Origin of the sequence: Blautia pseudococcoides (genome assembly GCF_001689125.2) — a bacterium.
In the GTDB taxonomy this organism is placed as follows: Bacteria; Bacillota; Clostridia; order Lachnospirales; family Lachnospiraceae; genus Blautia; species Blautia pseudococcoides.
In genome coordinates, this window is sequence record NZ_CP015405.2 from 915232 (window position 1) to 939423 (window position 24192).

The following is a 24192-nucleotide window of genomic DNA, read 5'->3' on the forward strand; positions in this document are numbered from 1 at the left end:
AATCGGATAACAGAAAGGATTGTGAATGAGTATGAGAAGTGATGCAGTAAAAACAGGCATGCAGCAGGCACCGCACCGTTCCCTGTTCAATGCCCTGGGAATGACAAAAGAGGAGCTGGAGAGGCCGCTGGTAGGTATTGTCAGCTCCTACAATGAGATTGTACCGGGCCACATGAACCTGGATAAAATTGTGGATGCCGTAAAATTAGGTGTTGCTATGGCAGGGGGAACCCCTATCATGTTTCCGGCTATTGCTGTTTGCGATGGTATTGCCATGGGACATACAGGAATGAAATATTCTCTGGTGACCAGAGATTTGATCGCAGATTCCACAGAGGCTATGGCTATGGCACATCAGTTTGACGCTCTGGTTATGGTGCCCAACTGTGACAAGAATGTGCCGGGCCTTTTGATGGCAGCAGCCAGAATCAATGTACCCACCGTATTTGTAAGCGGCGGCCCCATGCTGGCAGGCCGTGTGCATGGTCAGAAGAGAAGTCTTTCCTCCATGTTCGAGGCTGTGGGTTCCTACAGTGCGGGAACCATGACAGCAGAGGAAGTGGAAGAGTTTGAAAATAAAGTATGCCCCACCTGCGGCTCCTGTTCCGGTATGTACACTGCAAACAGCATGAACTGCCTGACAGAGGTGCTGGGTATGGGATTAAATGGAAACGGAACCATTCCGGCTGTATATTCCGAGAGGATCAAACTGGCAAAACATGCAGGGATGCAGGTAATGGAAATGTACAGACAGAATATCCGGCCCCGGGACATTATGACAAAAGACGCTATTATGAATGCTCTGACTGTTGACATGGCTCTTGGATGTTCCACCAACAGTATGCTGCATCTGCCGGCGATCGCCCATGAGATCGGATGGGATTTTGATATTACCTTCGCTAATGAAGTGAGTGCGAAGACGCCCAACCTGTGCCATCTGGCACCTGCAGGGCCCACCTACATAGAAGACTTAAATGAGGCCGGCGGTGTATATGCAGTCATGAACGAGCTTACGAAAAAAGACCTGCTGAATTTAGACTGTATGACAGTGACAGGAAAAACAGTAGGTGAAAATATTAAGGATTGCGAAAACAGGAACCCGGAAGTTATCCGTCCTGTAGAGAACCCTTACAGCCAGACAGGCGGTCTTGCGGTCCTGACCGGCAATCTGGCACCGGACGGCGGGGTGGTAAAACGCTCTGCAGTCTGTGAGGAGATGATGATGCACGAAGGTCCCGCGAGAGTCTTTGACTGCGAGGAAGATGCCATTGATGCCATCAAAGGCGGCAAAATCGTAGCAGGGGATGTTGTGGTGATCCGTTATGAGGGACCAAAAGGCGGTCCGGGCATGAGAGAGATGCTGAACCCAACATCCGCTATTGCAGGTATGGGACTTGGTTCCAGCGTGGCTCTGATCACGGACGGACGGTTCTCAGGCGCTTCCCGTGGGGCTTCTATTGGCCATATTTCTCCGGAGGCAGCCGTAGGCGGTCCTATTGCCCTTGTGAAAGAGGGAGATATCATCCGCATCAATATTCCGGAAAATAAGCTGGAACTGGCAGTTTCAGAGGAGGAAATGGACAAGAGAAAAGCTGAGTGGCAGCCAAGAGAGCCGAAAGTGAACACGGGATACCTGGCACGCTATGCGGCTATGGTAACCAGCGGAAACAGGGGCGCCGTTCTGGAAATCCAGAAATAAAAACAAAAAAAGATAACGGTTGGGAGGATTTCAATATGCAGTTGACAGGAGCAGAAATAGTAATCGAATGTTTAAAAGAGCAGGGTGTAGATACCGTTTTTGGTTATCCGGGCGGAACGATTCTGAATATTTATGATGAGCTATACAAACACAGCCATGAGATTCATCACGTACTCACTTCCCACGAGCAGGGCGCAGCCCATGCAGCGGACGGCTTTGCCCGTTCCACAGGAAAAGTGGGAGTATGTTTTGCAACCAGCGGCCCAGGTGCCACCAACCTTGTGACAGGGATCGCAACGGCGCACATGGACTCCGTCCCCGTCGTTGCCATTACCTGTAATGTGGGGGTTCCCCTTCTTGGAAAAGACAGTTTCCAGGAGGTGGACATAGCAGGCGTCGTTATGCCTATTACAAAACACAGTTTTATTGTAAAAGACGTGAAGAAGCTGGCAAAAACAATCCGCCGTGCTTTTGTCATTGCGAAGAGCGGACGTCCCGGCCCGGTTCTAGTGGATATTACCAAGGATGTAACTGCGGCCAAGACAGACTTTGAAAATATAGTGCCGAAGCCGGTGAAACCCTCTGTGGCCGAGATCGAAGAGGCAGATCTGGCGAAGGCTGCGGACATGATCCAGGAGGCAAAGCGTCCCTTCATTTTTGTGGGCGGCGGAGCCATCGCAGCAAATGCCTGGGAGGAGCTGCGCATTTTTGCCCATAAGATCCAGGCACCTGTAACAGATTCCCTTATGGGAAAGGGCGCGTTCTCCGGAGAAGATGAGCTGTACACAGGTATGCTGGGTATGCATGGAACCAAGGCTTCCAATCTGGGCGTGACAAAATGTGATTTGCTTATTACTGTTGGCGCCAGATTCAGCGACCGTGTAACCGGCAATACCAGGAACTTTGCCAGGAACGCAAAAGTGATCCAGATTGATGTGGATGCTGCAGAAATCAATAAAAATGTGCTGGTTGACTGCAGTGTTGTGGGAGATGCCAGGGAAGTGCTGAAACGCCTCAATGACATGCTGGAGCAGAAAGAACATAAGGAGTGGCTGGAATACGTTGAGGAGCTGAAAGAAAAATATCCTCTGCGCTACAATGAGGAGGGCCTAAGCGGTCCGGCTATTATTGAGGAAATCTACCATCAGACAAAAGGCGATGCCATAATCGTTACAGAGGTGGGGCAGCATCAGATGTGGGCTGCCCAGTATTACAAATATAAAACACCCCGCACATTTTTGTCCTCAGGCGGATTGGGAACCATGGGCTACGGCCTGGGTGCAGCCATAGGTGCCAAGATGGGCAATCCTGACAAGGTAGTTATCAATGTGGCAGGAGACGGCTGTTTCCGCATGAATATGAATGAGATTGCAACCGCCACAAGAAATGATGTTCCTCTCATTCAGGTGGTCATCAACAACCAGGTCCTTGGAATGGTTCGGCAGTGGCAAACTTTGTTCTATGAAGGCAGATATTCCAATACAGTATTAAAGGATAAAGTTGATTTTGTAAAACTGGCGGAAGCTATGGGGGCAGTGGGGATCCGCGTGACCACAAAGGAAGAACTCAGGGAAGCTTTGGCAAAAGCCATTGAGTTAAATACAACGGTTGTTATGGACTGTATGATCGACAGCGACGACAAGGTGTTTCCAATGGTGCCGGCAGGCGCCAACATTGAGGATGCGTTTGATGAGGAAGACCTGAAAGCAAAACAGAAATAGCATGTCTTTTACAGAAAGACAAATGTTTTTATTGACAATAATATAACAAAGAGGTAGAATACTTCTTGTCAAGCAATTTATGCCACGTGTCCTCAAAAAGGGCATGTGGCGTTACTATTAGAAATGCTTTAGAGTGATACAAGAGTAAGATGATAGAGGAGGAAACAACAAGTGAGCAGAGTTTATAACTTTTCAGCAGGGCCGGCGGTTCTGCCGGAGGAAGTGCTGCAGGAAGCAGCAGCAGAGATGCTGGATTATAAGGGAACAGGCATGTCCGTGATGGAGATGAGCCACCGTTCCAAAGCATTCGAGGATATTATACATACTGCAGAGGCAGATTTGCGAGAACTGCTGCACATTCCTGACAACTATAAAGTATTATTTCTGCAGGGCGGTGCCCATCAGCAGTTCGCCATGATTCCTATGAACCTGATGAAAAATAAAGTGGCTGACTACATTGTCACAGGCCAGTGGGCGAAAAAGGCATGGCAGGAGGCACAGAAGTACGGGACAGCAAACAAGGCTGCATCCTCTGAGGATAAGACATATTCCTATATTCCGGATTGCTCTGATCTTCCCATAAGCCCGGATGCGGATTACGTGTACATCTGCGAAAACAATACGATCTACGGAACAAAATTTAAAACACTGCCGAATACAAAGGGTAAAACTCTGGTAGCTGATGTTTCCTCCTGCTTTCTCTCCGAACCTATGGATGTGGAAAAATACGGTGTTATTTACGGCGGCGCACAGAAGAATATTGGTCCTGCCGGTGTGGTGATCGCCATTATCCGCGAGGATTTGATCACAGAGGATGTTCTTCCCGGCACACCAACCATGCTGACATACAAGACACATGCAGATGCAGAGTCCTTGTACAATACACCTAACTGCTACGGGATCTATATGTGCGGCAAGGTATTCCAGTGGCTGAAGAAACAGGGTGGTCTGGGAGCCATGAAAGAGCATAATGAGAAAAAGGCCAAAATCCTTTATGATTACCTGGATGAGAGCGCAATGTTTAGAGGAACAGTGGAACCGGCTTCCCGTTCGCTGATGAATGTGCCTTTTGTCACAGGGGATAAAAATTTGGATGCAAAATTTATAAAAGAGGCCACAGAGGCAGGATTTGTAAATCTGAAAGGCCACAGAAGTGTAGGCGGTATGCGTGCCAGCATTTACAATGCCATGCCGATACAAGGTGTGGAGGCGCTGGTTGCTTTCATGAAAAAATTTGAAAAGGAGAACGCTTGATCATGTACAGATATCACTGCTTAAATCCAATTTCCAGTGTAGGACTGGAGTATTTCCCGGCCAAATACGAGAGCACAGACAATATATCAGATGCCGACGCCGTTCTGGTAAGAAGTGCAAACATGCATGAGATGGAGCTTCCGAAGAATGTGGTTGCTATCGCCAGGGCAGGTGCTGGCGTCAACAATATTCCGCTGGAGGAGTGCGCAAAGGACGGTGTTGTAGTCTTCAACACACCCGGAGCCAACGCCAACGGTGTAAAAGAGATGGTCATTGCCGGAATGCTGCTGGCATCCAGAGATATTGTGGGCGGTATTGAATGGCTGGAGCATCAGGATGCCACAGAAGATATCGGAAAACTGGCTGAGAAAAAGAAAAAACAGTTTGCCGGCTGTGAGATCAGCGGCAGAAAGCTGGGTATTATCGGCCTTGGCGCCATCGGTGTAAAGGTGGCAAATGCAGCCGTACATCTTGGAATGGAAGTATACGGTTATGACCCGTTTATCTCTGTAGATGCAGCATGGAATCTTTCCAGAAGTATTCACCACATCAATGACCTGAATGTGATCTACAAAGAATGTGATTATATCACTATTCATGTACCGCTGATCGAATCTACAAGAAAGATGATCGGCGCGGATGAGATCGCCCAGATGAAAGAGGGTGTGGTTCTCCTGAACTTTGCAAGAGATTTGCTGGTAGATGAGGAAGCTCTGGCGGAGGCACTGAAAGAGGGCAAAGTAAAAAAATATGTGACAGACTTTGCCAATCCGCTGGTGACCAGCACGCCCAATACTCTGGTAACTCCTCATCTGGGAGCATCCACAGAGGAATCAGAAGATAACTGTGCAGTGATGGCAGTGAAACAGCTTATGGACTTTCTGGAAAACGGAAATATCAAGAATTCCGTAAACTATCCGGACTGTGATACAGGTGCCTGTGTGGATGTGGGAAGAATTGCCATCAACCACAAAAATATTCCAAACATGATCAGCCAGTTCACCAGGGTGCTGGGTGATGCGGGCGTGAATATCTCCAACATGACCAATAAGAGTAAAGGTGACTTTGCCTATACGCTCATAGATGTGTCCACCCCTATATCCGGTGAGGTGGCAAAAGAGCTGAAAAATATACACGGTGTTTATCGTGTCCGTATTGTAAAATAATAGCTGTGATATTATTTATGGCAGAATGAGTTATCGTTGGGCCTGACCTGAGACTTCGGTTTCAGGGCAGGCCTTTTGCTATGCATCGCGCAGCGTCCCCTTGGGGAAAACGCCTCCCGGGACAGTGGCCTGTGAATAGCAACAATAATTGTGCCTATTTCATTGTATTTTAAGACTATATACGGTATAATTTTACTATAGCGTTATAAAAAGACATCAATCTATTTGGGGTGTGAAAATGAGCAGAAAAAAGAAAAAACCGGAAACATTCATACAGAAGAGAGTCCGCAGCGCAAAGCGGATAAAATCTTTTTGCGGTGCGCTTAGAAGAAACCATAAGCGGCTTGGGAAGGTATTCAATGGTGTCTGCGAAGTTGCTGCCCATGTTATGGAGAAAAAATTATAAAGGAGAGCAGATAATGGCGGTAGTAAAACCATTTTGTGCAGTGCGTCCCCAGGAAAACCTGGCATCACAGATCGCCGCACTGCCTTATGATGTATATAACAGAAAAGAGGCGAAAGAGGTAACCGAAAAAAATCCATATTCCTTTTTGAAAATTGACCGGCCGGAGACACAGTTTCCGGATGATGTGGATATGTATGCGCCTGAGGTTTACAAAAAGGCCAGAAAGATATTCTGGAACATGATGGAAGACGGAGATTTTCTTCAGGATGTGGACCCGAATTTTTATCTCTATGAGCTGACCAGAAACGGACATGTACAGACAGGGATCGTGGCTTGTGCTTCCATTGATGATTACATGAACGGTATCATCAAAAAGCATGAGAATACCAGGGTAGAGAAAGAGCTGGACCGCATTCGCCACGTGGATGTACTGGAGGCACAGACAGGTCCTATTTTCCTGGCGTACCGTGCAAATGCGGATTTCAGACACCTGATAGAGGTGAAAAAGAAAGATTTTCCTATTTTTAACTTTGTATCAGAGGATGGGATCCGGCACAGGGGATGGATGATTTATGAGTCGGCCATGACCCACAAGATAGAAAAAACCTTCCGGGCCATGGACGGCATTTATATTGCAGACGGCCATCACAGGGCAGCCTCAGCCATCAAAGCGGGGCTGAAACGGCGCCAGGAGAATCCCAATTATACGGGCAGGGAGCCTTTCAATTATTTCCTGTGTACCCTGTTTGCGGATGAGGAGCTGGAGATCCTGGATTATAACCGGGTGGTGAAAGATTTAAATGGCTGTTCCGAGGAGGAGTTCCTGGAAAAAGTAAGAGAACGATTCTTTGTATCAGAACCCGGAACAGAAGCGGTATCTCCCCGGCAAAAGGGTGAATTCGGCATGTTTCTGGGTGGCAGGTGGTATACACTCAACATAAAGGACGAATATCGTTCCCCGGATGTGGTGGACGGACTTGATGTGGCATTGCTGCAGAATAATCTGCTGGAGCCTGTATTGGGAATCCGGGAGCCGGCAAAAGACCCGCGCATTGATTTTATTGGAGGGATCCGGGGGCTGGGTGAGCTGGAAAAACGTGTTTTGACAGACTGTAAAGCAGCTTTTTCCATGTATCCCACTTCCATGGCAGAGCTTTTTGCTGTTGCAGACGCCGGAAAGCTCATGCCGCCAAAATCCACCTGGTTTGAGCCGAAACTCAGAAGCGGACTGTTTATCCACAGGATATAGAATATGAGAGAGCATTTATATGATAAAATCGACCGTCTGGAAGCAGGGGAATCCCTGGACAGGGAAACCTATACGGAGCTGATCGAAAAGCGGAATGAAGACCTTGCCGGTTATCTGTTTGAAAAGGCAGTACAGATGCGGGAGAAATTTTACGGAAACCGCATTTACATAAGAGGACTGATCGAGTTTACCGATTACTGCAGAAACGACTGTTATTACTGCGGGATCCGAAAAGGGAACCGCAGGGCAGAGCGTTACCGCCTTGGGAGGGAAGAAATTTTAGAGTGCTGCAAAAAGGGCTATTCCCTTGGCTTCCGAACTTTTGTGCTGCAGGGCGGTGAGGATCCCTGGTATACGGATGACAGAATCACAGAACTGGTCGGTACCATAAAGAAAAAATACAGCGACTGTGCTGTGACTCTCTCCATTGGGGAAAAGGAGAGGGAAAGTTATGAAAGATATTTTGAAGCTGGGGCGGACCGGTATCTGCTCAGACATGAGACGGTCTGCGAGGAACACTATAAAACCCTGCATCCGCCTTCCATGTCCTATGCTCACAGGCAGGAATGCCTGAAAAATCTAAAGGACATTGGATTTCAGACAGGATGCGGCTTCATGGTGGGAACACCGGGACAGACAGCGGAAAATCTGGCAGATGAACTGCTCTTTTTAAAAGAATTCCAGCCAGCCATGGTGGGGATCGGGCCTTTTATTCCGCACAGGGACACTCCTTTGGGGAATCAGGCACCGGGAAGCGCAGAGCTTACCCTGTATCTACTGGGATTGATCCGCCTGCTGCTTCCCAAAGTCCTTCTACCTGCCACAACTGCCCTTGGAACCATTTCCCATGACGGGAGGGAGCGGGGGATACTGGCAGGGGCCAATGTGGTGATGCCAAACTTATCGGCTTCACTGGTACAGGGAAAATACGAACTGTACGACCATAAGATTTACACAGGCGCAGAAAATGCCGCCGAACTGGAACTTCTTCGCAGCTGTATGAAGAAAATTGGCTGTGAAGTGACCGTAGACCGGGGAGACACTAAAATGGATACCCGGTAAAGAGAAAAGGAGAGGGTAAAAATGAGTTACGATCCGAAATCACTGAAAGCAGAGGAATTTATTTCTCACGAAGAAATCCAGGAGACACTTGCCTATGCTGAGGCAAATAAGCACAATGAGGCGCTTATTGACCAGATCATCGAGAAGGCAAAGCTTCGTAAGGGCCTGACCCACAGGGAAGCTTCTGTACTGCTGAACTGCGACATCGAGGAGAAAAACCAGGAGATTTATAAACTGGCTGAACAGATTAAAAAGGATTTCTACGGAAACCGGATTGTTATGTTTGCGCCCCTTTATCTGTCCAATTACTGTATCAACGGCTGTGTGTACTGTCCCTATCACAGGAAAAACAAACATATAGCCAGAAAGAAACTGACACAGGAGGAGATTGTAAAAGAGGTAACAGCTCTGCAGGATATGGGCCATAAGCGCCTAGCCCTGGAAGCGGGCGAGGATCCTCAGAACAATCCCATTGAATACATACTGGAGAGCATCAAAACCATTTACAGCATCAAACATAAAAACGGGGCGATCCGCCGTGTAAACGTAAATATTGCCGCCACCACAGTGGAGGATTACAGAAAACTGAAAGATGCCGGCATTGGCACCTACATTCTCTTCCAGGAAACCTACCACAAAGAGAGCTACAAAAAGCTTCATCCCACAGGCCCCAAGAGCAATTACGATTATCACACAGAGGCCATGGACAGAGCTATGGAAGGCGGTATCGACGATGTAGGTCTTGGGGTACTGTTCGGGCTGGAGATGTACCGCTATGAATTTGCGGGGCTTCTTATGCATGCAGAGCATCTGGAAGCTGTCCATGGTGTGGGACCTCACACCATCAGTGTTCCGAGAGTGAAACATGCGGACGATATAGACCCCTCTGCGTTTGATAACGGCATTGATGATGACATCTTCGCTAAACTGGTTGCCTGTATCCGAATTGCAGTGCCGTATACAGGTATGATCATTTCCACAAGGGAAAGCAAAGAGTGCAGGGAGAGAGTGCTTCACCTGGGAATCTCCCAGATCAGCGGCGCTTCCAGAACAAGTGTGGGCGGTTACAGCGAACCGGAGCCGGAAGAGGAGAATTCCCAACAGTTCGACGTGTCTGATAAGAGAACCCTGGACGAGGTGGTGCACTGGCTGATGGATATGAAATATATTCCCAGCTTCTGTACCGCATGTTACAGGGAAGGCAGAACGGGTGACCGGTTTATGAGTCTGTGTAAAACAGGACAGATCCAGAACTGCTGTCATCCCAATGCGCTGATGACCCTGAAAGAGTTCCTCATGGATTATGCAGGCCCGGAGACAAGAAAAATCGGGGAAGAGCTGATCCAATCTGAGCTTGTAAACATTCCAAGAGAGAGGACAAGAGAGATCGTAGTAGAGCGCCTGGCAAAGATTGAGAATGGAGAGAGGGATTTCCGTTTCTGAGAGGAGGATACACATGAGTCTGAATGCAGCACCCTCCGCAAACCGGGTACATATCAGCTTTTTCGGACGCCGTAACACCGGAAAGTCCAGCCTGCTCAATGCGGTTACGGGACAGGATATGGCAGTGGTATCTGATGTTAAGGGGACAACCACCGACCCGGTGCAAAAAGCTATGGAGCTTCTGCCAATAGGCCCTGTTTTACTGATTGATACGCCGGGTATGGATGATGACCAGGAAGGCCTTGGCGTCCTCAGAGTAAAGAAAGCAGAGCAGGTGCTCCACAAAACCGATGTTGCAGTCCTGGTTGCAGAGGCCGGGAAAGAATTGACCCCCATGGAACAGCAGTTGATAGAACTCTTTGAGAAGAGAGAGCTGCCTTATCTGCTGGTCTATAACAAGATGGATTTACTGTCGGAGGAAAAAATACCGGAGACAGACCATGAAATCTATGTGAGCGCCCAGAAAGGCATCCACATCTTTGAGCTGAAGGAGAAACTGGGAAGCCTTGCAGGAGAGGGGCAGGAGCATCCCCTTGTAAAGGATTTGGTATCACCGGGGGACTTTGTGCTCCTGGTGATTCCCATTGATAAAGCAGCGCCGAAAGGCAGACTGATCTTACCGCAGCAGCAGGTCATCAGAGAACTTTTGGATACCGGGGCAGTGCCTCTTGCCGTGCAGGATGACAGAGTGGAGGATGTGCTCGGGCGTCTTGGGGTAAAACCGCGGCTTGTGATTACGGACAGTCAGGTGTTCGGCAAAATGAGCAGAGCAGTTCCGGCGGCTATACCGCTCACTTCTTTCTCTATTTTGTTTGCTCGGTACAAAGGAATTTTGGACGGTGCACTGAAAGGCGCTTATACGCTTGATGATCTGAAGGACGGAGATAAAGTGCTGATCAGTGAAGGCTGTACCCATCACCGGCAGTGCAATGATATCGGCACTGTGAAGATGCCTCGCTGGATTGAAACGCATACCAAAAAGACGCCGGAGTTTGTATTTACCTCCGGAACCGGATTTCCGGAAGATTTGACACCGTACCGGCTGGTGGTGCACTGTGGAGGCTGTATGCTCAATGAGCGTGAAATGCAGTGGCGCAGAAATCAGGCTGGCTCACAGGGGGTACCCATGACAAATTACGGCATAGCCATTGCGCATATGAACGGTATTTTGCAGCGGAGCCTGGAAATATTCCGGTGATGAGTAACGGATACAGGGACAGATCACTGTACCGGGCGGGAGGATATCTTTATGGAGTTTGTTGCGATTGATGAGACAAACCGGGAATGCGTCAATGAATTTATAGAAAGCCAATGGCATGCAGCGGAGATGGTCATTCGCGGCAGTGTTGTGGATATGACCAGGACAGAGGGCATTGTTGTCTGGGAAAAGGGAAATATTGTGGGACTTCTGACGTATTTGATCAGGGACGGCATCTGTGAAATCATATCCCTGGACAGCCGCCAGGAGGGAAGAGGTATCGGAAGAACCTTAATTGAGAGGATAAAAGAGACTGCAAGAAGGAAAAAATGCAGAAGGCTTGTGGTGATCACTACAAATGACAACATCCAGGCCATACGGTTTTACCAGCGCTGCGGGTTTGATATGGCCCATCTGTATCACAATGCCCTGAACTTTTCAAGAAAGCTAAAACCGGAGATCCCTCTTATAGGGGCAAACGGAATTCCTCTGATGCATGAGATAGAATTTGTAATGGATTTGGAACCGCTGAGAAATAAATAGGAAAAAATGCTCCAATAGGGCTTTACCCTGCGTGGATGAAAAAAGAGTATAAGAATATGGGAGTGGTTCTGTTGGATGGACTGCGATGCACTGGAGTTTCATCTGAAACAAGATGGATTCTTCAAACAGCACGATAGAATTCCGGGAGCTGTCAGGTGATCATCTGGCTGTGGGGATTTCCAATAAGGGGTTTGCCTATTCCGGAAATCTTCCTATGTTCCGTTCTGATCAGCGGGTATGACAGTGCAGGAGATGATGGTTCCCCTTATCGTGGTGGAAAGGCCATAAAAATAAATACTTATACAAAAAAAGAACTTTCTGTCCTGCTGTAAGACGGCCAGGCAGAAAGTTCTTTTTTTGCAGCGGGGGGTACTGATTCCCGCTGCACTATTTTTCATATACTGCTATTTACAAATCCGCTTTAGTAACTGTCATTATGCAGCAGCTCATGCTCTTTGCCCTTTAACAGAGTATCATACAGTGACATGATCAGCGGGTTTTCGTCAGCCTTACGGATACTGGTAACATTGTCCGCTTTGTAGAGACCGTCTTTTCTGGCTGCTTTTGTGCGGTCTCCGGCTCTCGGCGGCTGGCCGCCTCCCATGATACAGCCGCGGCGGCAGGCCATGATCTCCACGATGTGGTAGTGGGCTTCACCGCTCTTGATCCTCTCCATGACAGTCTGGGCGTTAGCCAGGCCGCTGGCCACACAGACATTCAGCGGAATGCCTTTGTAAGTGACGGAGAATTCTTTGATCCCCTCTTCCCCCCGGGCGCCTGTTTCCGCAACGGTATCCATGGTTGCCTTGTCATGCTTGTCTGCAAAACGGCGGAGCATAGCTTCTGTCACACCACCCGTAACGCCAAAGATAACACCGGCACCGGAACCAAAACCGAACGGCATATCACAAGCTTCCGGAATCAGAGTCGGGAACTCAATACCGGAGTTTTTGATCATTCGGATTAATTCTGTGGTAGTGATAACAATATCTGTGTTCTGCTCTCCGTGGGTAAAACTGTTTGGACGGACAGCTTCCATTTTCTTGGCTGTACATGGCATAATGGAAACAACCACTGTTTTCTTGCCTTGATTCTTTTCATAACCCCGGTAATACTCTTTGATGACTGCAGAGAACATTTCCTGAGGAGAACGGCAGGTGGAGAGGTTGTTCTTATACTCCGGATACTGGTCACAGAGGAATTTCACCCATGCGGGGCAGCAGGAGGTGAACAGCGGAAGTTTTGAGCTGTCACCCAGACGCTCCAGAAATTCCTTGGACTCTTCCATAATTGTCAAATCCGCGCTGAACGCAGTATCATAAACTTCATCAAATCCCATACGGTGCAGGACAGCTACCAGCTTGCCCATGACACTGTTTCCTTTGTCAAGGCCAAAGGCATCCCCTACTGCAACACGTACGGCCGGGGCTACCTGGGCCACAACCCTTGTATCCGGATCAGCAATGGCCTCCCACACTTCGTCCATATGGGTCTTGACGCTGATGGCTCCGGTCGGACAGTAGATACGGCACTGGCCGCAGCTTACGCAGTCAGTCTCAGCCAGGGTCTTATTGAATGCCGGCATTGCCATGGCATCGGTTCCGCGGAACGCGAATCCCAGTACGCCCAGACCCTGGATCTCGGAACAGGCACGTACGCAGTCGCCGCAGAGAATACATTTGTTGGGGTCCCTGACAATAGAGGGAGAGCTGGTATCCAGCGGACGGATTTCCCTTGTGTTCTGGAAACGCACATCCGTGATATTCATTCTGTGGGCCAGGTCCTGCAGTACGCATTCGCCGCTCTTTACACAGGTGGTACAGTCACGGCAGTGGGCGGAGAGCAGCAGCTCCACGATCAGTTTTCTATATTTTTTGATTCTTCCGGAATTGGTGTAGATGACCATTCCATCTCTGGGAACCTCTGAGCAGGAGGCAAAGGTACGTCCCCTGTCATCCTCCACAGTACAGAGCCGGCAGGCGCCGAAGGTGGAAACCTCAGAGTGATAGCAGAGTGTCGGAAGATTGATTCCGGCTTTCCGGATGACGGAAAGCACATTTTTTTCATCGGTAAATTCTACTTTTCTACCGTCAATCGTCATATATCCCATATTAAAACCCTCCTATGCTTCCACGTAAATGGCATCAAAGGCACAGTTGTCTTTGCAGGCACCGCACTTGATACACAATTCGTTGTCAATATTATAAGCTTGCTTGCGCACACCGGTGATCGCTCCAACCGGACAGTTCTTCGCACATTTTCCGCAGCCTTTACAGAACTCTGGATTGATGAGGAAGCGGCGCATGGCAGTACAGCATTTGGCAGCACACTTGTGTTCCAGAATGTGCTCCTCGTACTCATTGCGGAAGGTTTTTAAGGTGCTGATGACAGGAAGCGGGGCACTCTTTCCGAGTCCGCACAGAGCCATATTTTTAACCATGGCTGCCAGCTCTTCCAGGGTATCCAGGTCCTCGATGACCCCTTTTCCGTCTACGATGCGCTCCAGGATCTCCAGCATACGTTTGGTCCCTTCACGGCAGGGAACACATTTTCCGCAGGATTCCCTCTGGGTAAAGCTCATGAAGAACCGGGCAACCTCAACCATACAGGTGTTCTCGTCCATAACAACAAGTCCGCCGGAACCCATAATGGCATCGTATTTTTTTACACTGTCAAAGTCCAGACCTACATCCAGGTGTTCAGCTGTAAGACATCCGCCGGAGGGACCGCCAATCTGTACGGCTTTAAATTCTCCGCCGCCTTTGATGCCGCCGCCGATATCATAAATCATCTCACGCAGTGAGGTTCCCATGGGAACTTCGATCAGACCTGTGTTCTCAATGGAGCCGGTGATGGAGAATGTCTTTGTTCCGGGGCTGCCTTCTGTTCCTATGGTGCGGAACCAGTCAGATCCTTTCATGACAATACCGGGAACATTGGCGAATGTTTCCACGTTGTTCAAAACGGTAGGTTTCGCCCAAAGTCCCTGGTCAACCGTTCTGGGCGGTTTTACTCGGGGCATACCTCTGTCGCCTTCGATGGAAGCGGTCAGAGCAGAACCTTCGCCGCAGACAAAGGCTCCGGCGCCGCGGTTGATATGCATATGGAAACAGAAATCAGTTCCGAGAATATTGTCACCCAGCAGGCCCTTTTCCTCGGCCTGTGCCATGGCGTGTGTGAGCCGCTCTACTGAGAGCGGATATTCTGCACGCACATAGATGTAACCGTCCTGTGCACTGACTGCATAGGCGGCAATGGTCATTCCTTCGATGAGACGGTAGGGGTCACCTTCCATAACGCTTCCATCCATGAATGCGCCCGGGTCACCCTCGTCGCCATTACAGACAACATAGTGTTCCTTTACGTCTGTGTGGGCAGCCACCTGTTTCCATTTTTTTCCGGTGGGGAATCCGCCGCCGCCTCTTCCGCGCAGACCGGATTTGTCCACTTCATCAATGACATCTCTTGGAGACATGTCAAAAAGAGCCTTTGACAGGGCGTTGTAACCGCCGGAAGCTATGTATTCATCCAGGGATTCCGCGTCAAAGCGTCCGCAGTTTTCCAGAGTGATCCTGGTCTGTTTGGCAATGAAGGGGATATCATCCGGTGTTGGGAAGGAATCTTCCCCTTTTTTGTAGAACAGGCGTTCCACAGGTTCTTTGTTCAGGACTGTGCGTTTGAAGATTTCTTCACAGTCATCCATCCGTACTTTTACATATTGATAATGCAGGGGTTCAATCCGCATCAGGGGTCCGAGTTCACAGATTCCCTGACAGCCGGTCTTCACCACTCCGATGTGTGGGACATGGCCTTCAAATTCTACGGAAACACCAGGCATGTCTTTGCAGAGCTCCTGCATTTTTTCATAGATTTTCTGTGAGCCGGTAGCAACACAGCCGGTTCCGGCGCAGATTAAGATACGGCATTCAAAAGAATCAATCTGTTTCTGGGCGGCCTCCTGCTCTTTTTTCAGAGCTTCTCTGTTTTCAATCATCATACGCTATCACCTCTCAATTCTGTGAGTAATTCCAATGCTTTTTCCGGCGTCATGGTCGGGTGTACTTCATTGTTCACGGTGAGTGTAGGAGCCAGCCCGCAGGCACCCAGGCAGGAAACAGTCTCCACAGTAAAAAGCATATCGTCTGTAGTGTGTTTTTTCTTGCTCAGGCCCAGCTCTTTTTGAAGGGCTTCCAGAATGGGCATGGATTTGCGGACATGACAGGCAGTTCCGTCACAGACTTTGATGATGTATTTTCCCTTGGGTTCAAAGGAAAAGTTTTCGTAAAATGTGGCAACACTGTAGGCTTTGGCCTCTTTCACCCCAATTTCTTTTGCCACGTAAGTCAACAGTTCGCCTGGCAGATAACGGTATTCTGCCTGAATGTCCTGCATGATGGGAATCAGTGCACTTGGCCTGCGGCCATAATGGCTAATGATTTCGTCCGTCTTCTGGTAGTAGCTCTTGTCAAGCATTCAGATACCTCCTTTAGATTTAATCATTCATGACAATAGAGAGTGAATGTGCTCTCTACTGTATTACAGTACACTTCCGCATGTGCGTTTGGGTATTTTTGCACATATACCTGTCTTCTAATTATATAATGTTAAGCGGAAATAAACAATAAATATTTTGAAAAAAACATAAAAATATACAAATTCATGATTGGGGCCATAAAATTTCTATTTATGCGTTTATGCACTGATACTGCTCACGGCTTCCGCAAGCCACGATTCTAATGCAGTAACACTTTTCGGCCAGCATCTCCCCGGAAACTGCCTTCCGGAGCAGGAATCCGGTATTGACTATACTAACAGTTGTTAGTATAATAAAACTAACAACTGTTAGTTTTAAAGGAGGCAGGAGATATGAAAACAAAAGACAAGATTTTAAAGGAGGCCTTTTATCTGTTTTCAGAACAGGGGTTTCATGCGGTTTCTGTCAGGGATATAGCCAGGGCTGTGGGGATTAAAGAGAGCTCTCTTTATAACCATTTCAAAAACAAACAGGATATTTTTGATCGTATCGTGGATGTCCAGTGGGAGAATGCCAAGGCATATTTCCGAGAAAAGGAACTGCCCTTTGCCCAGGGAGATAACACAGACATGTTTGAGGAACGGGATATGGACAGGCTTATAGAAAAGGTATTGTCTGTGTTTGCCTTTTTCTTTGAGGATGAGGAGAATGTGAGGTTTAGGCGGCTTCTGATCTTAAGTCAATACGAAAACCCCAGGGCAAAGGGGATTTATATTCAATTCTACAGGGACTATATGCTGGAGTTTCAAAGCAGTCTGTTTTCAGCCCTTATGGATGCAGGGGTGCTGGAAAGAAGAGATGCGCGGATACTTGCACTGGAATTTTACGGGCCTGTTTTTTTACTGCTGCACACTTGTGAAGGGCTTAAGGAGGCGGAACCTGAATTTGAGAAACATTTGAGACAATTTATAAAAGTTTATGGAAAGTAGAGGATAAAATATGAATATATTAGTGGTTTACAGTTCAAAGACAGGATTTACAGAGCGATATGCGGACTGGATTGGGGAAAGGATACCCTGCACCTGTGTGAAAGCAAAGGAAGCGGATGAAATAGATATTGAAAAGTATGACGTGATCCTATATGGCGGAGGTTTTTACGGAGGGCAGATCCAGGGGATCGCATGGCTGAAAAACAGGATTCCCCGGTTGAAAGGGAAGAGGACAGCCGTTTTTGCCACAGGCGCCACCCCGAAGGATTCCCCGGAGGTTGAAAAGGCTTTTGCTCAAAATTTAACAGAGGAGGAGCGGCAGGCAATTCCCTGTTTTTATCTGCAGAGCGGACTGAATTATGAACAAATGGATTGGAAACTCCGGATGATGATGAAGCTTTTCACAAAGATGATGGAAAAGAAAAAGGACAAAACCGAACAGGAAAAGATGATGGCAGCCCGTCTGAAAACTTCTTTTGACGTGGCGGATAAAAACAACCTGGAACCGCTGCTCCATTGGATCATGGAACAGTAAGGCAAAGGGGGACAGAGCAGGTTGTGGGACACAGGGCAAACCGTAGCCAAAGCACTGGGATGGCATGGCTGAAACACAGGTGTTTTCATTGACAAAGAAGAACTGCCTGTGCTAGTATCAAACAAAACCAGAAACGTATTGAATACGAAAAGGAGAATTGACATGGCATTTTATTTTGATGAGCCGTCCAGAACATTTAGCGAGTACCTTTTGATCCCGGGTTATTCATCCGCGCATTGCGTGCCGTCCCAGGTGAATCTGAAAACCCCTTTGGTCAAATTCAGAAAAGGGGAGGACCCGGCGCTGTCTATTAACATTCCTATGGTTTCTGCAGTGATGCAGTCTGTTTCAGATGATAATCTGGCGGTGGCCCTTGCCCAGGAAGGCGGGATTTCCTTTATCTATGGTTCCCAGCCGGTGGAAAAACAGGCGGAGATGGTGAAAAAAGTGAAACGGTACCGCGCCGGATTTGTGGTGAGCGATTCCAATGTGTCTCCTGAAATGACTCTTCAGGATGTTCTTCGCCTGACAGAGCAGACGGGCCATTCCACTATTGCGGTGACAGAGGACGGCGGACCCGGCGGGAAACTGCTTGGTATTGTCACCAACAAGGATTACCGGGTAAGCCGCATGGACCTCGATCTAAAAGTAAAAGAATTCATGACAAAACTGGACGACCTTGTATACGCAGAGGAGGAGACGACTCTGAAGGAAGCAAATGACATTATCTGGGAACATAAAATAAACTGTCTGCCTCTGGTGAACAAGAACCGGGAACTGGTGTATCTGGTCTTCAGAAAGGATTATGATACTCATAAAAAGAATGAACATGAGCTGATAGACAGCCACAAACGTTATATGGTAGGGGCAGGGATCAACACCAGGGATTATGAAACCCGTGTTCCGGCTCTTATAAATGCAGGTGCGGATGTGCTCTGTATTGACAGCTCTGAAGGCTTTTCAGAGTGGCAGAAGATCACCATTGACTATATCAGAAAAAACTATGGGAATGATGTAAAGGTAGGAGCCGGAAATGTGGTGGATGCGGAAGGCTTCCGTTTTCTTGCCGATGCAGGCGCTGATTTTGTGAAAGTGGGAATCGGCGGCGGCGCGATCTGTATTACCCGGGAACAGAAAGGCATCGGAAGAGGCCAGGCAACTGCAGTGATCGAGGTGGCAAAGGCCAGGGATGAATATTTTGAGGAGACCGGGATTTACATTCCTATCTGCTCTGACGGAGGCATTGTGCATGATTATCACATTACCCTGGCATTGGCCATGGGCGCTGACTTTATCATGCTTGGAAGATATTTTGCCAGATTTGATGAAAGCCCTACGAAAAAAGTCAATATCAACGGAAGCTATATGAAGGAATACTGGGGTGAGGGCAGCGCCAGAGCCAGAAACTGGCAGCGGTATGATATGGGAGGAGAGAAAAAGCTTTCTTTTGAGGAAGGTGTGGACTCCCTGGTGCCTTATGCGGGAAGTTTAAAGGATAATGTGAGCCTGACTCTGAGCAAGGTGCGTTCCACCATGTGCAACTGCGGCGCACTTACGATTCCGGAACTGCAGGAAAAGGCCAAGATCACGCTGGTATCCTCTACAAGTATTGTGGAAGGCGGCGCCCATGACGTTATGCTGCGTGACCAAAGATAAGGGTGTATGAACGGATACCCAGTGGCCGGCATCGGAAATGTACAGACTGACCCGTTTTCATCCAAGGTTTACTTTTTAACGCTTTAATGATAAAATGTAACAAAAGGAGGGTGTTTTATGTCTGACAAATTATATGAATTGATGGATTGGCCCGAAATAGAGGCTATTGTATATTCTGAGGAAAGTGAACCGCGCCGCGTTCTGGGTCCACGTGTGACGGAGGAGGGCATCCTGATCCAGTGCTTTTTACCCGGTGCTGTGCAGGCGAAAATTCTGCTTACAAAAGAAAAACAAACGTATGATATGGTGATGGAAGATGAAGCAGGTTTTTTCGCTGTTCTGATTCCGGGAAATAAAATACCGAAATATAAAGTGGAGATGCAGGACTGGGAAGGAAATAAAAAGCAGTTCTATGACCCCTATGCCTTTGACACCAAAATCAGCCTGGATGAGGAACAGCAGTTCTGCGCAGGCATCTGTTATGAAATTTATGAGAAACTGGGCGCGCATACCATGACCATAAATGGTGTATCCGGTGTGTATTTTGCAGTCTGGGCACCGAATGCCCTTCGTGTTTCCGTGGTTGGTGATTTTAACCACTGGGACGGCAGGACACATCAGATGAACCGTCTGGCTGTATCCGGGATTTTTGAATTATTTATACCCGGGATCAAACCGGGCGCCCTGTACAAATATGAGATCAAGGCAAAAGGCTCCCTTGTATACTTAAAAGCAGACCCCTACGGAAACCAGGCGGAGCTGCGTCCGAAAACAGCCTCTATTGTAGCGGATCTGAACCATTACCAGTGGCAGGATGACCAGTGGATGAAGGACAGAAAACATATCAATGACGAGAAAAAACCCATGCTGGTCTATGAGATGCATTTAGGCTCCTGGATAAAACCGGAGGAAGAGGGAAAACTGTTCTGTAATTACCGGGATATTGCTCCGAAGCTTGCAGGATATTTAAAAGATATGGGGTACACACACGTAGAGCTTATGCCGGTTATGGAGCATCCCTTTGATGCTTCCTGGGGATATCAGGTGACGGGATATTATGCGCCTACCAGCAGATATGGAACCTGTGAGGATTTTATGTATTTCATGGACTATCTGCACCAGCAGGGAATCGGTGTGATCCTGGACTGGGTGCCTGCCCATTTCCCGAAAGACACACCGGGCCTTCCAAACTTCGACGGGACCTGTCTGTATGAGCATCTGGACCCCAGGCAGGGCATGCATCCCCATTGGGGAACTCTGATCTACAATTACGGAAGACCGCAGGTGAGGAATTTCCTCATATCCAACGCGCTTTTCTGGGTGGAGAAATTCCATGCAGATGGTATCCGTATGGATGCGGTTGCTTCCATGCTGTATCTGGACTACGGTAAGAATGACGGGGAGTGGGTTCCGAACATCTACGGAGGCAATGAGAATCTGGAAGCCATTGAATTCCTGAAGCATCTGAATTCCGTCTTTAAGAAAAAGCATCCGGACGCGCTTCTGATCGCGGAGGAATCCACAGCCTGGCCAAAGATTACCGGCAGCATAGAGGATGACGGCCTGGGATTCGATATGAAGTGGAATATGGGCTGGATGAATGACTTTATTGACTACATGAAAAAAGATCCTCTGTTTCGAGGCGGTGCCCACGATGAACTGACATTCAGTATGGTCTATGCATACAGCGAAAAGTTTCTTTTAAGCCTGTCACATGATGAGGTAGTACATTTAAAAGGCTCCTTACTCATGAAGATGCCGGGGGAGAAGAAAGAAAAGTTCGCAAATCTGCGTGCGGCATATGGATTTATGGCGGTACATCCCGGCAAGAAGCTGCTGTTCATGGGACAGGAATTTGCCCAGGAGAGAGAGTGGTCTGAGGAGAGAAGCCTTGACTGGGAGCTTCTGGAGCAGCCGGAACACCAGCAGTTTAAAAATTATGTGAAAGCACTCTGGAATTTCTATAAGGAGCAGCCTGCACTGTTTGAGCTGGATTATGATACCGAGGGATTTGAGTGGATCAACCATATGGATTCCGAGAAAAATATGCTGACATTTATCAGGAAAACGAAAAAGAAAGAGGAGCTGCTGTTGGTGGTGTGCAACTTCTCGCCCCTTGTGTATGAAAAGTACCAGATGGGAGTTCCGTATCCGGGTAAATACAAAGAAATCTTTAACAGTGATGCCGTGGAGTTCGGCGGAACCGGTGTGAAGAACGCCAGAGTCAAATCCTCCAAGCGGGCAGAGTATGATGAGAGAAAGAACTCGGTCGTGATAGATGTTGCACCGCTTTCTGTACAGATTTTTTCCTTTACAAAAGAGGAGAGAAAGACAACAACAAAGACGGGTACCAGGAAGACAGTGAAAGATACTGCGGCTGCAAAAGCACCTGCAAAAGGCAAGGCAAAGGCCGCGGCAGCAAAGAATGCGGAGGATAAGCAAAAATCTGCGGTTTCAAAAGTCCGCGCAGAGCTGGAAAAGAAAATTGAGGATGAGCGGAAAAAGGAGCTGGAACAGCAGGCATTAAATATAGCTGCCGCATCAGCGGCTGTTAAAACCGAAGAAGCATCCGAAAAGAAGAATGCTCCTGCTGCTGAAGCAGGCAAAACCACAGGAACGTCCGGCACCGGGAAAACGAAGAAAAAGGCAGAGGTAAAGGCGGAAGCGAAAAATCCAGCCGAAAAGCTGGCAGCGGTGAAACCGGAAGCGAAAAAGTTAGCATCAAAACCGGAGGCGGAGAAGATAGAGGCAAAGCCGGAGGCGAAAAAGATAACCGCAAAGCCGGAAGCCGGGAAGATAGAGGCAAAGCCGGAGGCGAAAAAGATCGCATCAAAGCCGGAAGCCGGGAAGATAGAGGCAAAGCCGGAGGCGAAAAAGATCGTATCAAAGCCGGAAGCCGGGAAGATAGAGGCAAAGCCGGAGGCGAAAAAGATCGCATCAAAGCCGGAAGCCGGGAAGATAGAGGCAAAGCCGGAGGCGAAATAGACAGCATCGAAGCCGGAAGCCGGGAAGATAGAAGCAAAGGCGGAGCGAAGAAGATAAACGCAAAGCCAGAAGCAGAGAAGATAGAGGCGAAAACGGAAGCGGAAAAGACAGTATCAAAGCCGGAGGCAGAGAAGACAGAGACAAAGGCAGAGAAAGAGTCTTCGGCAGCGGCGAAAACAGCCGATCCAGAGACCGGTCAGACAACTTCCCAAAAGAGAACAACGAGAAAGACAACAAGGAAAAAGTAAGGATGAACTAAATGACAGGAATATTGGCAAGCAGCATAAAACTAGAAAAAATCTGGAACCGTTTCAGTGCCCAGATACCTGCCGTGGAAGCCTTTGCGTGGAAGGTGATCCTGGCGATCATCATCTATTTTATAGCCAGCAAGGTGATCGTCAAGATTTGCGCCATTATAAAGGCAGCCATGAATAAGGCAGGGGCGGACACTGGTGTCATCCAGTTTTTGACCTCCTTTGTAAAGACTGCCCTCTACTTCCTGGTGATCGTAAGTATTGCAGTCCGTTTTGGAATTAAGGAATCCTCTATAGCGGCATTGCTGGCGTCCGGTGGTGTGGCCATCGGCCTGGCACTGCAGGGCGGTCTGTCAAATCTGGCAGGCGGAGTGATCATCATGCTTTTACGGCCCTTCACAGTGGGAGACTACATTATAGAGAACACAAACAGCCAGGAGGGGACTGTAGTGAAGATTGATCTGTTTTACACAACCCTCTCCACTGTGGACAACAGGCGGATCACCATACCAAACGGAAATATCACCAACTCCAGCATTGTCAACGTCACATCCCAGGACAAGCGTAAGCTGGAAATTAAAGTGATGATTGGCTACCAGTCGGATTTAAAAAAGGCAAAAGGGATTCTGGAAACACTGCTTCATGCGGACCCTGCCATCATGTCTGAACAGGAAATGCTGGTATTCGTGGATGAACTGGCAGATGACGGCGTGATCCTTGGGCTGAGGGCATGGGTGAAAACAGAAGATTACTGGCCTGCAAAATGGAGACTGAACGAGGAGATCAAACTGACATTTGACGAGGAAAACATTGATATTCCATATCCGCAGCTTGATGTGCATATCAAGTCCGGATTGCCTGAGGCTTTTGGCAGAGAGGAGCGCAGCCTATGAAGCACAGAACATTATGTATTGCTGTCCTGCTTTGCGCCGCAATGATATTTGGCACGGCAGGATGCAGCAATACCCAGGATACAGATGTGAAAACCCAGACAGAGTCAAAAGAGGATAAAAAGGACACAGAAGAGAAAAGCAAAGAAACCCCGGATAAGGAAAGTGAGAAAGAAAGTGCAGCGTCTAAAGAGGAGACCGTGCCAAAGGATGAATCAAAAGATGCAGTAAAGAGCCATGCAGAGATACAGGAATCCCAGAAAGAAAGTGCACCGGTACAGACCGGACAGGCATTTATCTATGTCCCCGATGAAAATGCCGAGGGATGGGATGTGAACCAGGTGGAAATCGCCCAGGTGACTGCTGACGCGTTGATCGGGCAGCTTGTGGGTGCTGGTGTTCTGACAGACAGTATAACCGTACAGAATTTTGAGGAGACAGAGGAAGAAGGGCAGTATGTGCTGAAACTGGATCTGTCCTCAAATTTTAAAGACAGTATCCGTTCCATGGGAACGGCAGGTGAGATTCTCACTATTGGGGCTGTTGTCAATTCATTTCTGGATACCTATCAGGCGGAGGCTATCCAGATCACAGTGGACGGCAGCACGTTGGAGACCGGCCACGAGGTATATGAAGGATTTATGACACATATGGATTATCAGTAACGA

19 protein-coding genes are annotated in these 24192 nt (G+C 48.3%); 16 read left to right on the forward strand and 3 right to left on the reverse strand.

The features are described from left to right. Positions 1-31 precede the first annotated feature (31 nt). The 10 genes from ilvD (at position 32) to A4V09_RS04255 (ending at position 11741) form a co-directional block, all read left to right on the forward strand. A complete protein-coding gene (ilvD, locus tag A4V09_RS04215) occupies positions 32-1699 on the forward strand; it encodes a dihydroxy-acid dehydratase (RefSeq protein WP_065541244.1) in 1668 nt (555 codons plus the stop codon). A gap of 35 nt (positions 1700-1734) precedes the next feature. Continuing rightward, on the forward strand, positions 1735-3420 hold the full coding sequence (gene ilvB / locus A4V09_RS04220) for a biosynthetic-type acetolactate synthase large subunit (RefSeq protein WP_065541245.1): 1686 nt from the start codon (positions 1735-1737) through the stop codon (positions 3418-3420). 171 nt (positions 3421-3591) lie between these two features. After that, positions 3592-4674: a 3-phosphoserine/phosphohydroxythreonine transaminase gene (gene serC, locus A4V09_RS04225; protein WP_065541246.1), complete on the forward strand. Its 1083-nt coding sequence runs from the start codon at positions 3592-3594 to the stop codon at positions 4672-4674. Positions 4675-4676: 2 nt separating this feature from the next. Continuing rightward, a complete protein-coding gene (locus A4V09_RS04230) occupies positions 4677-5840 on the forward strand; it encodes a phosphoglycerate dehydrogenase (protein WP_065541247.1) in 1164 nt (387 codons plus the stop codon). 238 nt (positions 5841-6078) lie between these two features. Further along, positions 6079-6246: a hypothetical protein gene (locus tag A4V09_RS24165; protein WP_157123446.1), complete on the forward strand. Its 168-nt coding sequence runs from the start codon at positions 6079-6081 to the stop codon at positions 6244-6246. Between the two features lie 13 nt (positions 6247-6259). After that, the gene (locus A4V09_RS04235) at positions 6260-7495 is read left to right on the forward strand and encodes a DUF1015 domain-containing protein (protein WP_065541248.1); all 1236 of its coding nucleotides are present in this window, start codon (positions 6260-6262) and stop codon (positions 7493-7495) included. 3 nt (positions 7496-7498) lie between these two features. Next, complete coding sequence (gene hydE / locus A4V09_RS04240; RefSeq protein ID WP_065541249.1) at positions 7499-8557, forward strand: [FeFe] hydrogenase H-cluster radical SAM maturase HydE; 1059 nt, start codon at positions 7499-7501, stop codon at positions 8555-8557. Positions 8558-8578: 21 nt separating this feature from the next. Then, complete coding sequence (gene hydG, locus A4V09_RS04245; RefSeq protein WP_065541250.1) at positions 8579-10000, forward strand: [FeFe] hydrogenase H-cluster radical SAM maturase HydG; 1422 nt, start codon at positions 8579-8581, stop codon at positions 9998-10000. Between the two features lie 13 nt (positions 10001-10013). After that, positions 10014-11198, forward strand: coding sequence for a [FeFe] hydrogenase H-cluster maturation GTPase HydF (hydF, locus tag A4V09_RS04250; RefSeq protein WP_065541251.1), 1185 nt, complete (start codon positions 10014-10016; stop codon positions 11196-11198). A 51-nt stretch (positions 11199-11249) separates the two neighbouring features. Continuing rightward, the gene (locus A4V09_RS04255; protein ID WP_065541252.1) at positions 11250-11741 is read left to right on the forward strand and encodes a GNAT family N-acetyltransferase; all 492 of its coding nucleotides are present in this window, start codon (positions 11250-11252) and stop codon (positions 11739-11741) included. 421 nt (positions 11742-12162) lie between these two features. On the opposite strand, the gene A4V09_RS04260 is transcribed toward A4V09_RS04255, so the two are convergent. From A4V09_RS04260 to A4V09_RS04270, 3 genes are read right to left on the reverse strand one after another with little or no spacing between them, the layout of a single operon-like run. Continuing rightward, positions 12163-13851: a [FeFe] hydrogenase, group A gene (locus A4V09_RS04260; RefSeq protein WP_065541253.1), complete on the reverse strand. Its 1689-nt coding sequence runs from the start codon at positions 13849-13851 to the stop codon at positions 12163-12165. Between the two features lie 12 nt (positions 13852-13863). After that, positions 13864-15738, reverse strand: a complete 1875-nt coding sequence (locus A4V09_RS04265; protein WP_065541254.1) for an NADH-ubiquinone oxidoreductase-F iron-sulfur binding region domain-containing protein — start codon at positions 15736-15738, stop codon at positions 13864-13866. Beyond that, positions 15735-16214, reverse strand: a complete 480-nt coding sequence (locus tag A4V09_RS04270; RefSeq protein WP_018596425.1) for an NADH-quinone oxidoreductase subunit NuoE family protein — start codon at positions 16212-16214, stop codon at positions 15735-15737. Before A4V09_RS04270 ends, A4V09_RS04265 begins: the two co-directional genes overlap by 4 nt. A 393-nt stretch (positions 16215-16607) precedes the next feature. Between A4V09_RS04270 and A4V09_RS04275 the strand changes: the two genes are divergently transcribed. From A4V09_RS04275 to A4V09_RS04300, 6 genes are all read left to right on the forward strand, one after another. After that, complete coding sequence (locus A4V09_RS04275) at positions 16608-17204, forward strand: TetR/AcrR family transcriptional regulator (protein WP_065541255.1); 597 nt, start codon at positions 16608-16610, stop codon at positions 17202-17204. Positions 17205-17214: 10 nt separating this feature from the next. Continuing rightward, positions 17215-17739 carry a flavodoxin domain-containing protein gene (locus A4V09_RS04280; RefSeq protein WP_065541256.1) on the forward strand — a complete coding sequence of 175 codons (525 nt, stop codon included), beginning with the start codon at positions 17215-17217 and terminating at the stop codon, positions 17737-17739. 162 nt (positions 17740-17901) lie between these two features. After that, on the forward strand, positions 17902-19395 hold the full coding sequence (locus tag A4V09_RS04285) for an IMP dehydrogenase (RefSeq protein ID WP_065541257.1): 1494 nt from the start codon (positions 17902-17904) through the stop codon (positions 19393-19395). 117 nt (positions 19396-19512) lie between these two features. Next, positions 19513-22380, forward strand: a complete 2868-nt coding sequence (glgB, locus tag A4V09_RS04290) for a 1,4-alpha-glucan branching protein GlgB (RefSeq protein ID WP_065541258.1) — start codon at positions 19513-19515, stop codon at positions 22378-22380. A 259-nt stretch (positions 22381-22639) separates the two neighbouring features. After that, complete coding sequence (locus tag A4V09_RS04295; protein WP_065541259.1) at positions 22640-23527, forward strand: mechanosensitive ion channel family protein; 888 nt, start codon at positions 22640-22642, stop codon at positions 23525-23527. After that, positions 23524-24189 carry a GerMN domain-containing protein gene (locus A4V09_RS04300; protein WP_065541260.1) on the forward strand — a complete coding sequence of 222 codons (666 nt, stop codon included), beginning with the start codon at positions 23524-23526 and terminating at the stop codon, positions 24187-24189. The genes A4V09_RS04295 and A4V09_RS04300 overlap by 4 nt, the downstream gene beginning before the upstream one ends. Positions 24190-24192: the final 3 nt, after the last annotated feature.

Excerpts from the sequence above, each read along its gene's own strand:
- ilvD (WP_065541244.1), top strand. The coding sequence starts at position 32 with ATGAGAAGTGATGCAGTAAAAACAGGCATGCAGCAGGCACCGCACCGT.
- ilvB (WP_065541245.1), top strand. The coding sequence starts at position 1,735 with ATGCAGTTGACAGGAGCAGAAATAGTAATCGAATGTTTAAAAGAGCAG.
- A4V09_RS04230 (WP_065541247.1), top strand. The coding sequence starts at position 4,677 with ATGTACAGATATCACTGCTTAAATCCAATTTCCAGTGTAGGACTGGAG.
- A4V09_RS24165 (WP_157123446.1), top strand. The coding sequence starts at position 6,079 with ATGAGCAGAAAAAAGAAAAAACCGGAAACATTCATACAGAAGAGAGTC.
- A4V09_RS04235 (WP_065541248.1), top strand. The coding sequence starts at position 6,260 with ATGGCGGTAGTAAAACCATTTTGTGCAGTGCGTCCCCAGGAAAACCTG.
- hydE (WP_065541249.1), top strand. The coding sequence starts at position 7,499 with ATGAGAGAGCATTTATATGATAAAATCGACCGTCTGGAAGCAGGGGAA.
- hydG (WP_065541250.1), top strand. The coding sequence starts at position 8,579 with ATGAGTTACGATCCGAAATCACTGAAAGCAGAGGAATTTATTTCTCAC.
- hydF (WP_065541251.1), top strand. The coding sequence starts at position 10,014 with ATGAGTCTGAATGCAGCACCCTCCGCAAACCGGGTACATATCAGCTTT.
- A4V09_RS04255 (WP_065541252.1), top strand. The coding sequence starts at position 11,250 with ATGGAGTTTGTTGCGATTGATGAGACAAACCGGGAATGCGTCAATGAA.
- A4V09_RS04260 (WP_065541253.1), bottom strand. The coding sequence starts at position 13,851 with ATGGGATATATGACGATTGACGGTAGAAAAGTAGAATTTACCGATGAA.
- A4V09_RS04265 (WP_065541254.1), bottom strand. The coding sequence starts at position 15,738 with ATGATGATTGAAAACAGAGAAGCTCTGAAAAAAGAGCAGGAGGCCGCC.
- A4V09_RS04270 (WP_018596425.1), bottom strand. The coding sequence starts at position 16,214 with ATGCTTGACAAGAGCTACTACCAGAAGACGGACGAAATCATTAGCCAT.
- A4V09_RS04275 (WP_065541255.1), top strand. The coding sequence starts at position 16,608 with ATGAAAACAAAAGACAAGATTTTAAAGGAGGCCTTTTATCTGTTTTCA.
- A4V09_RS04280 (WP_065541256.1), top strand. The coding sequence starts at position 17,215 with ATGAATATATTAGTGGTTTACAGTTCAAAGACAGGATTTACAGAGCGA.
- A4V09_RS04285 (WP_065541257.1), top strand. The coding sequence starts at position 17,902 with ATGGCATTTTATTTTGATGAGCCGTCCAGAACATTTAGCGAGTACCTT.
- glgB (WP_065541258.1), top strand. The coding sequence starts at position 19,513 with ATGTCTGACAAATTATATGAATTGATGGATTGGCCCGAAATAGAGGCT.
- A4V09_RS04295 (WP_065541259.1), top strand. The coding sequence starts at position 22,640 with ATGACAGGAATATTGGCAAGCAGCATAAAACTAGAAAAAATCTGGAAC.
- A4V09_RS04300 (WP_065541260.1), top strand. The coding sequence starts at position 23,524 with ATGAAGCACAGAACATTATGTATTGCTGTCCTGCTTTGCGCCGCAATG.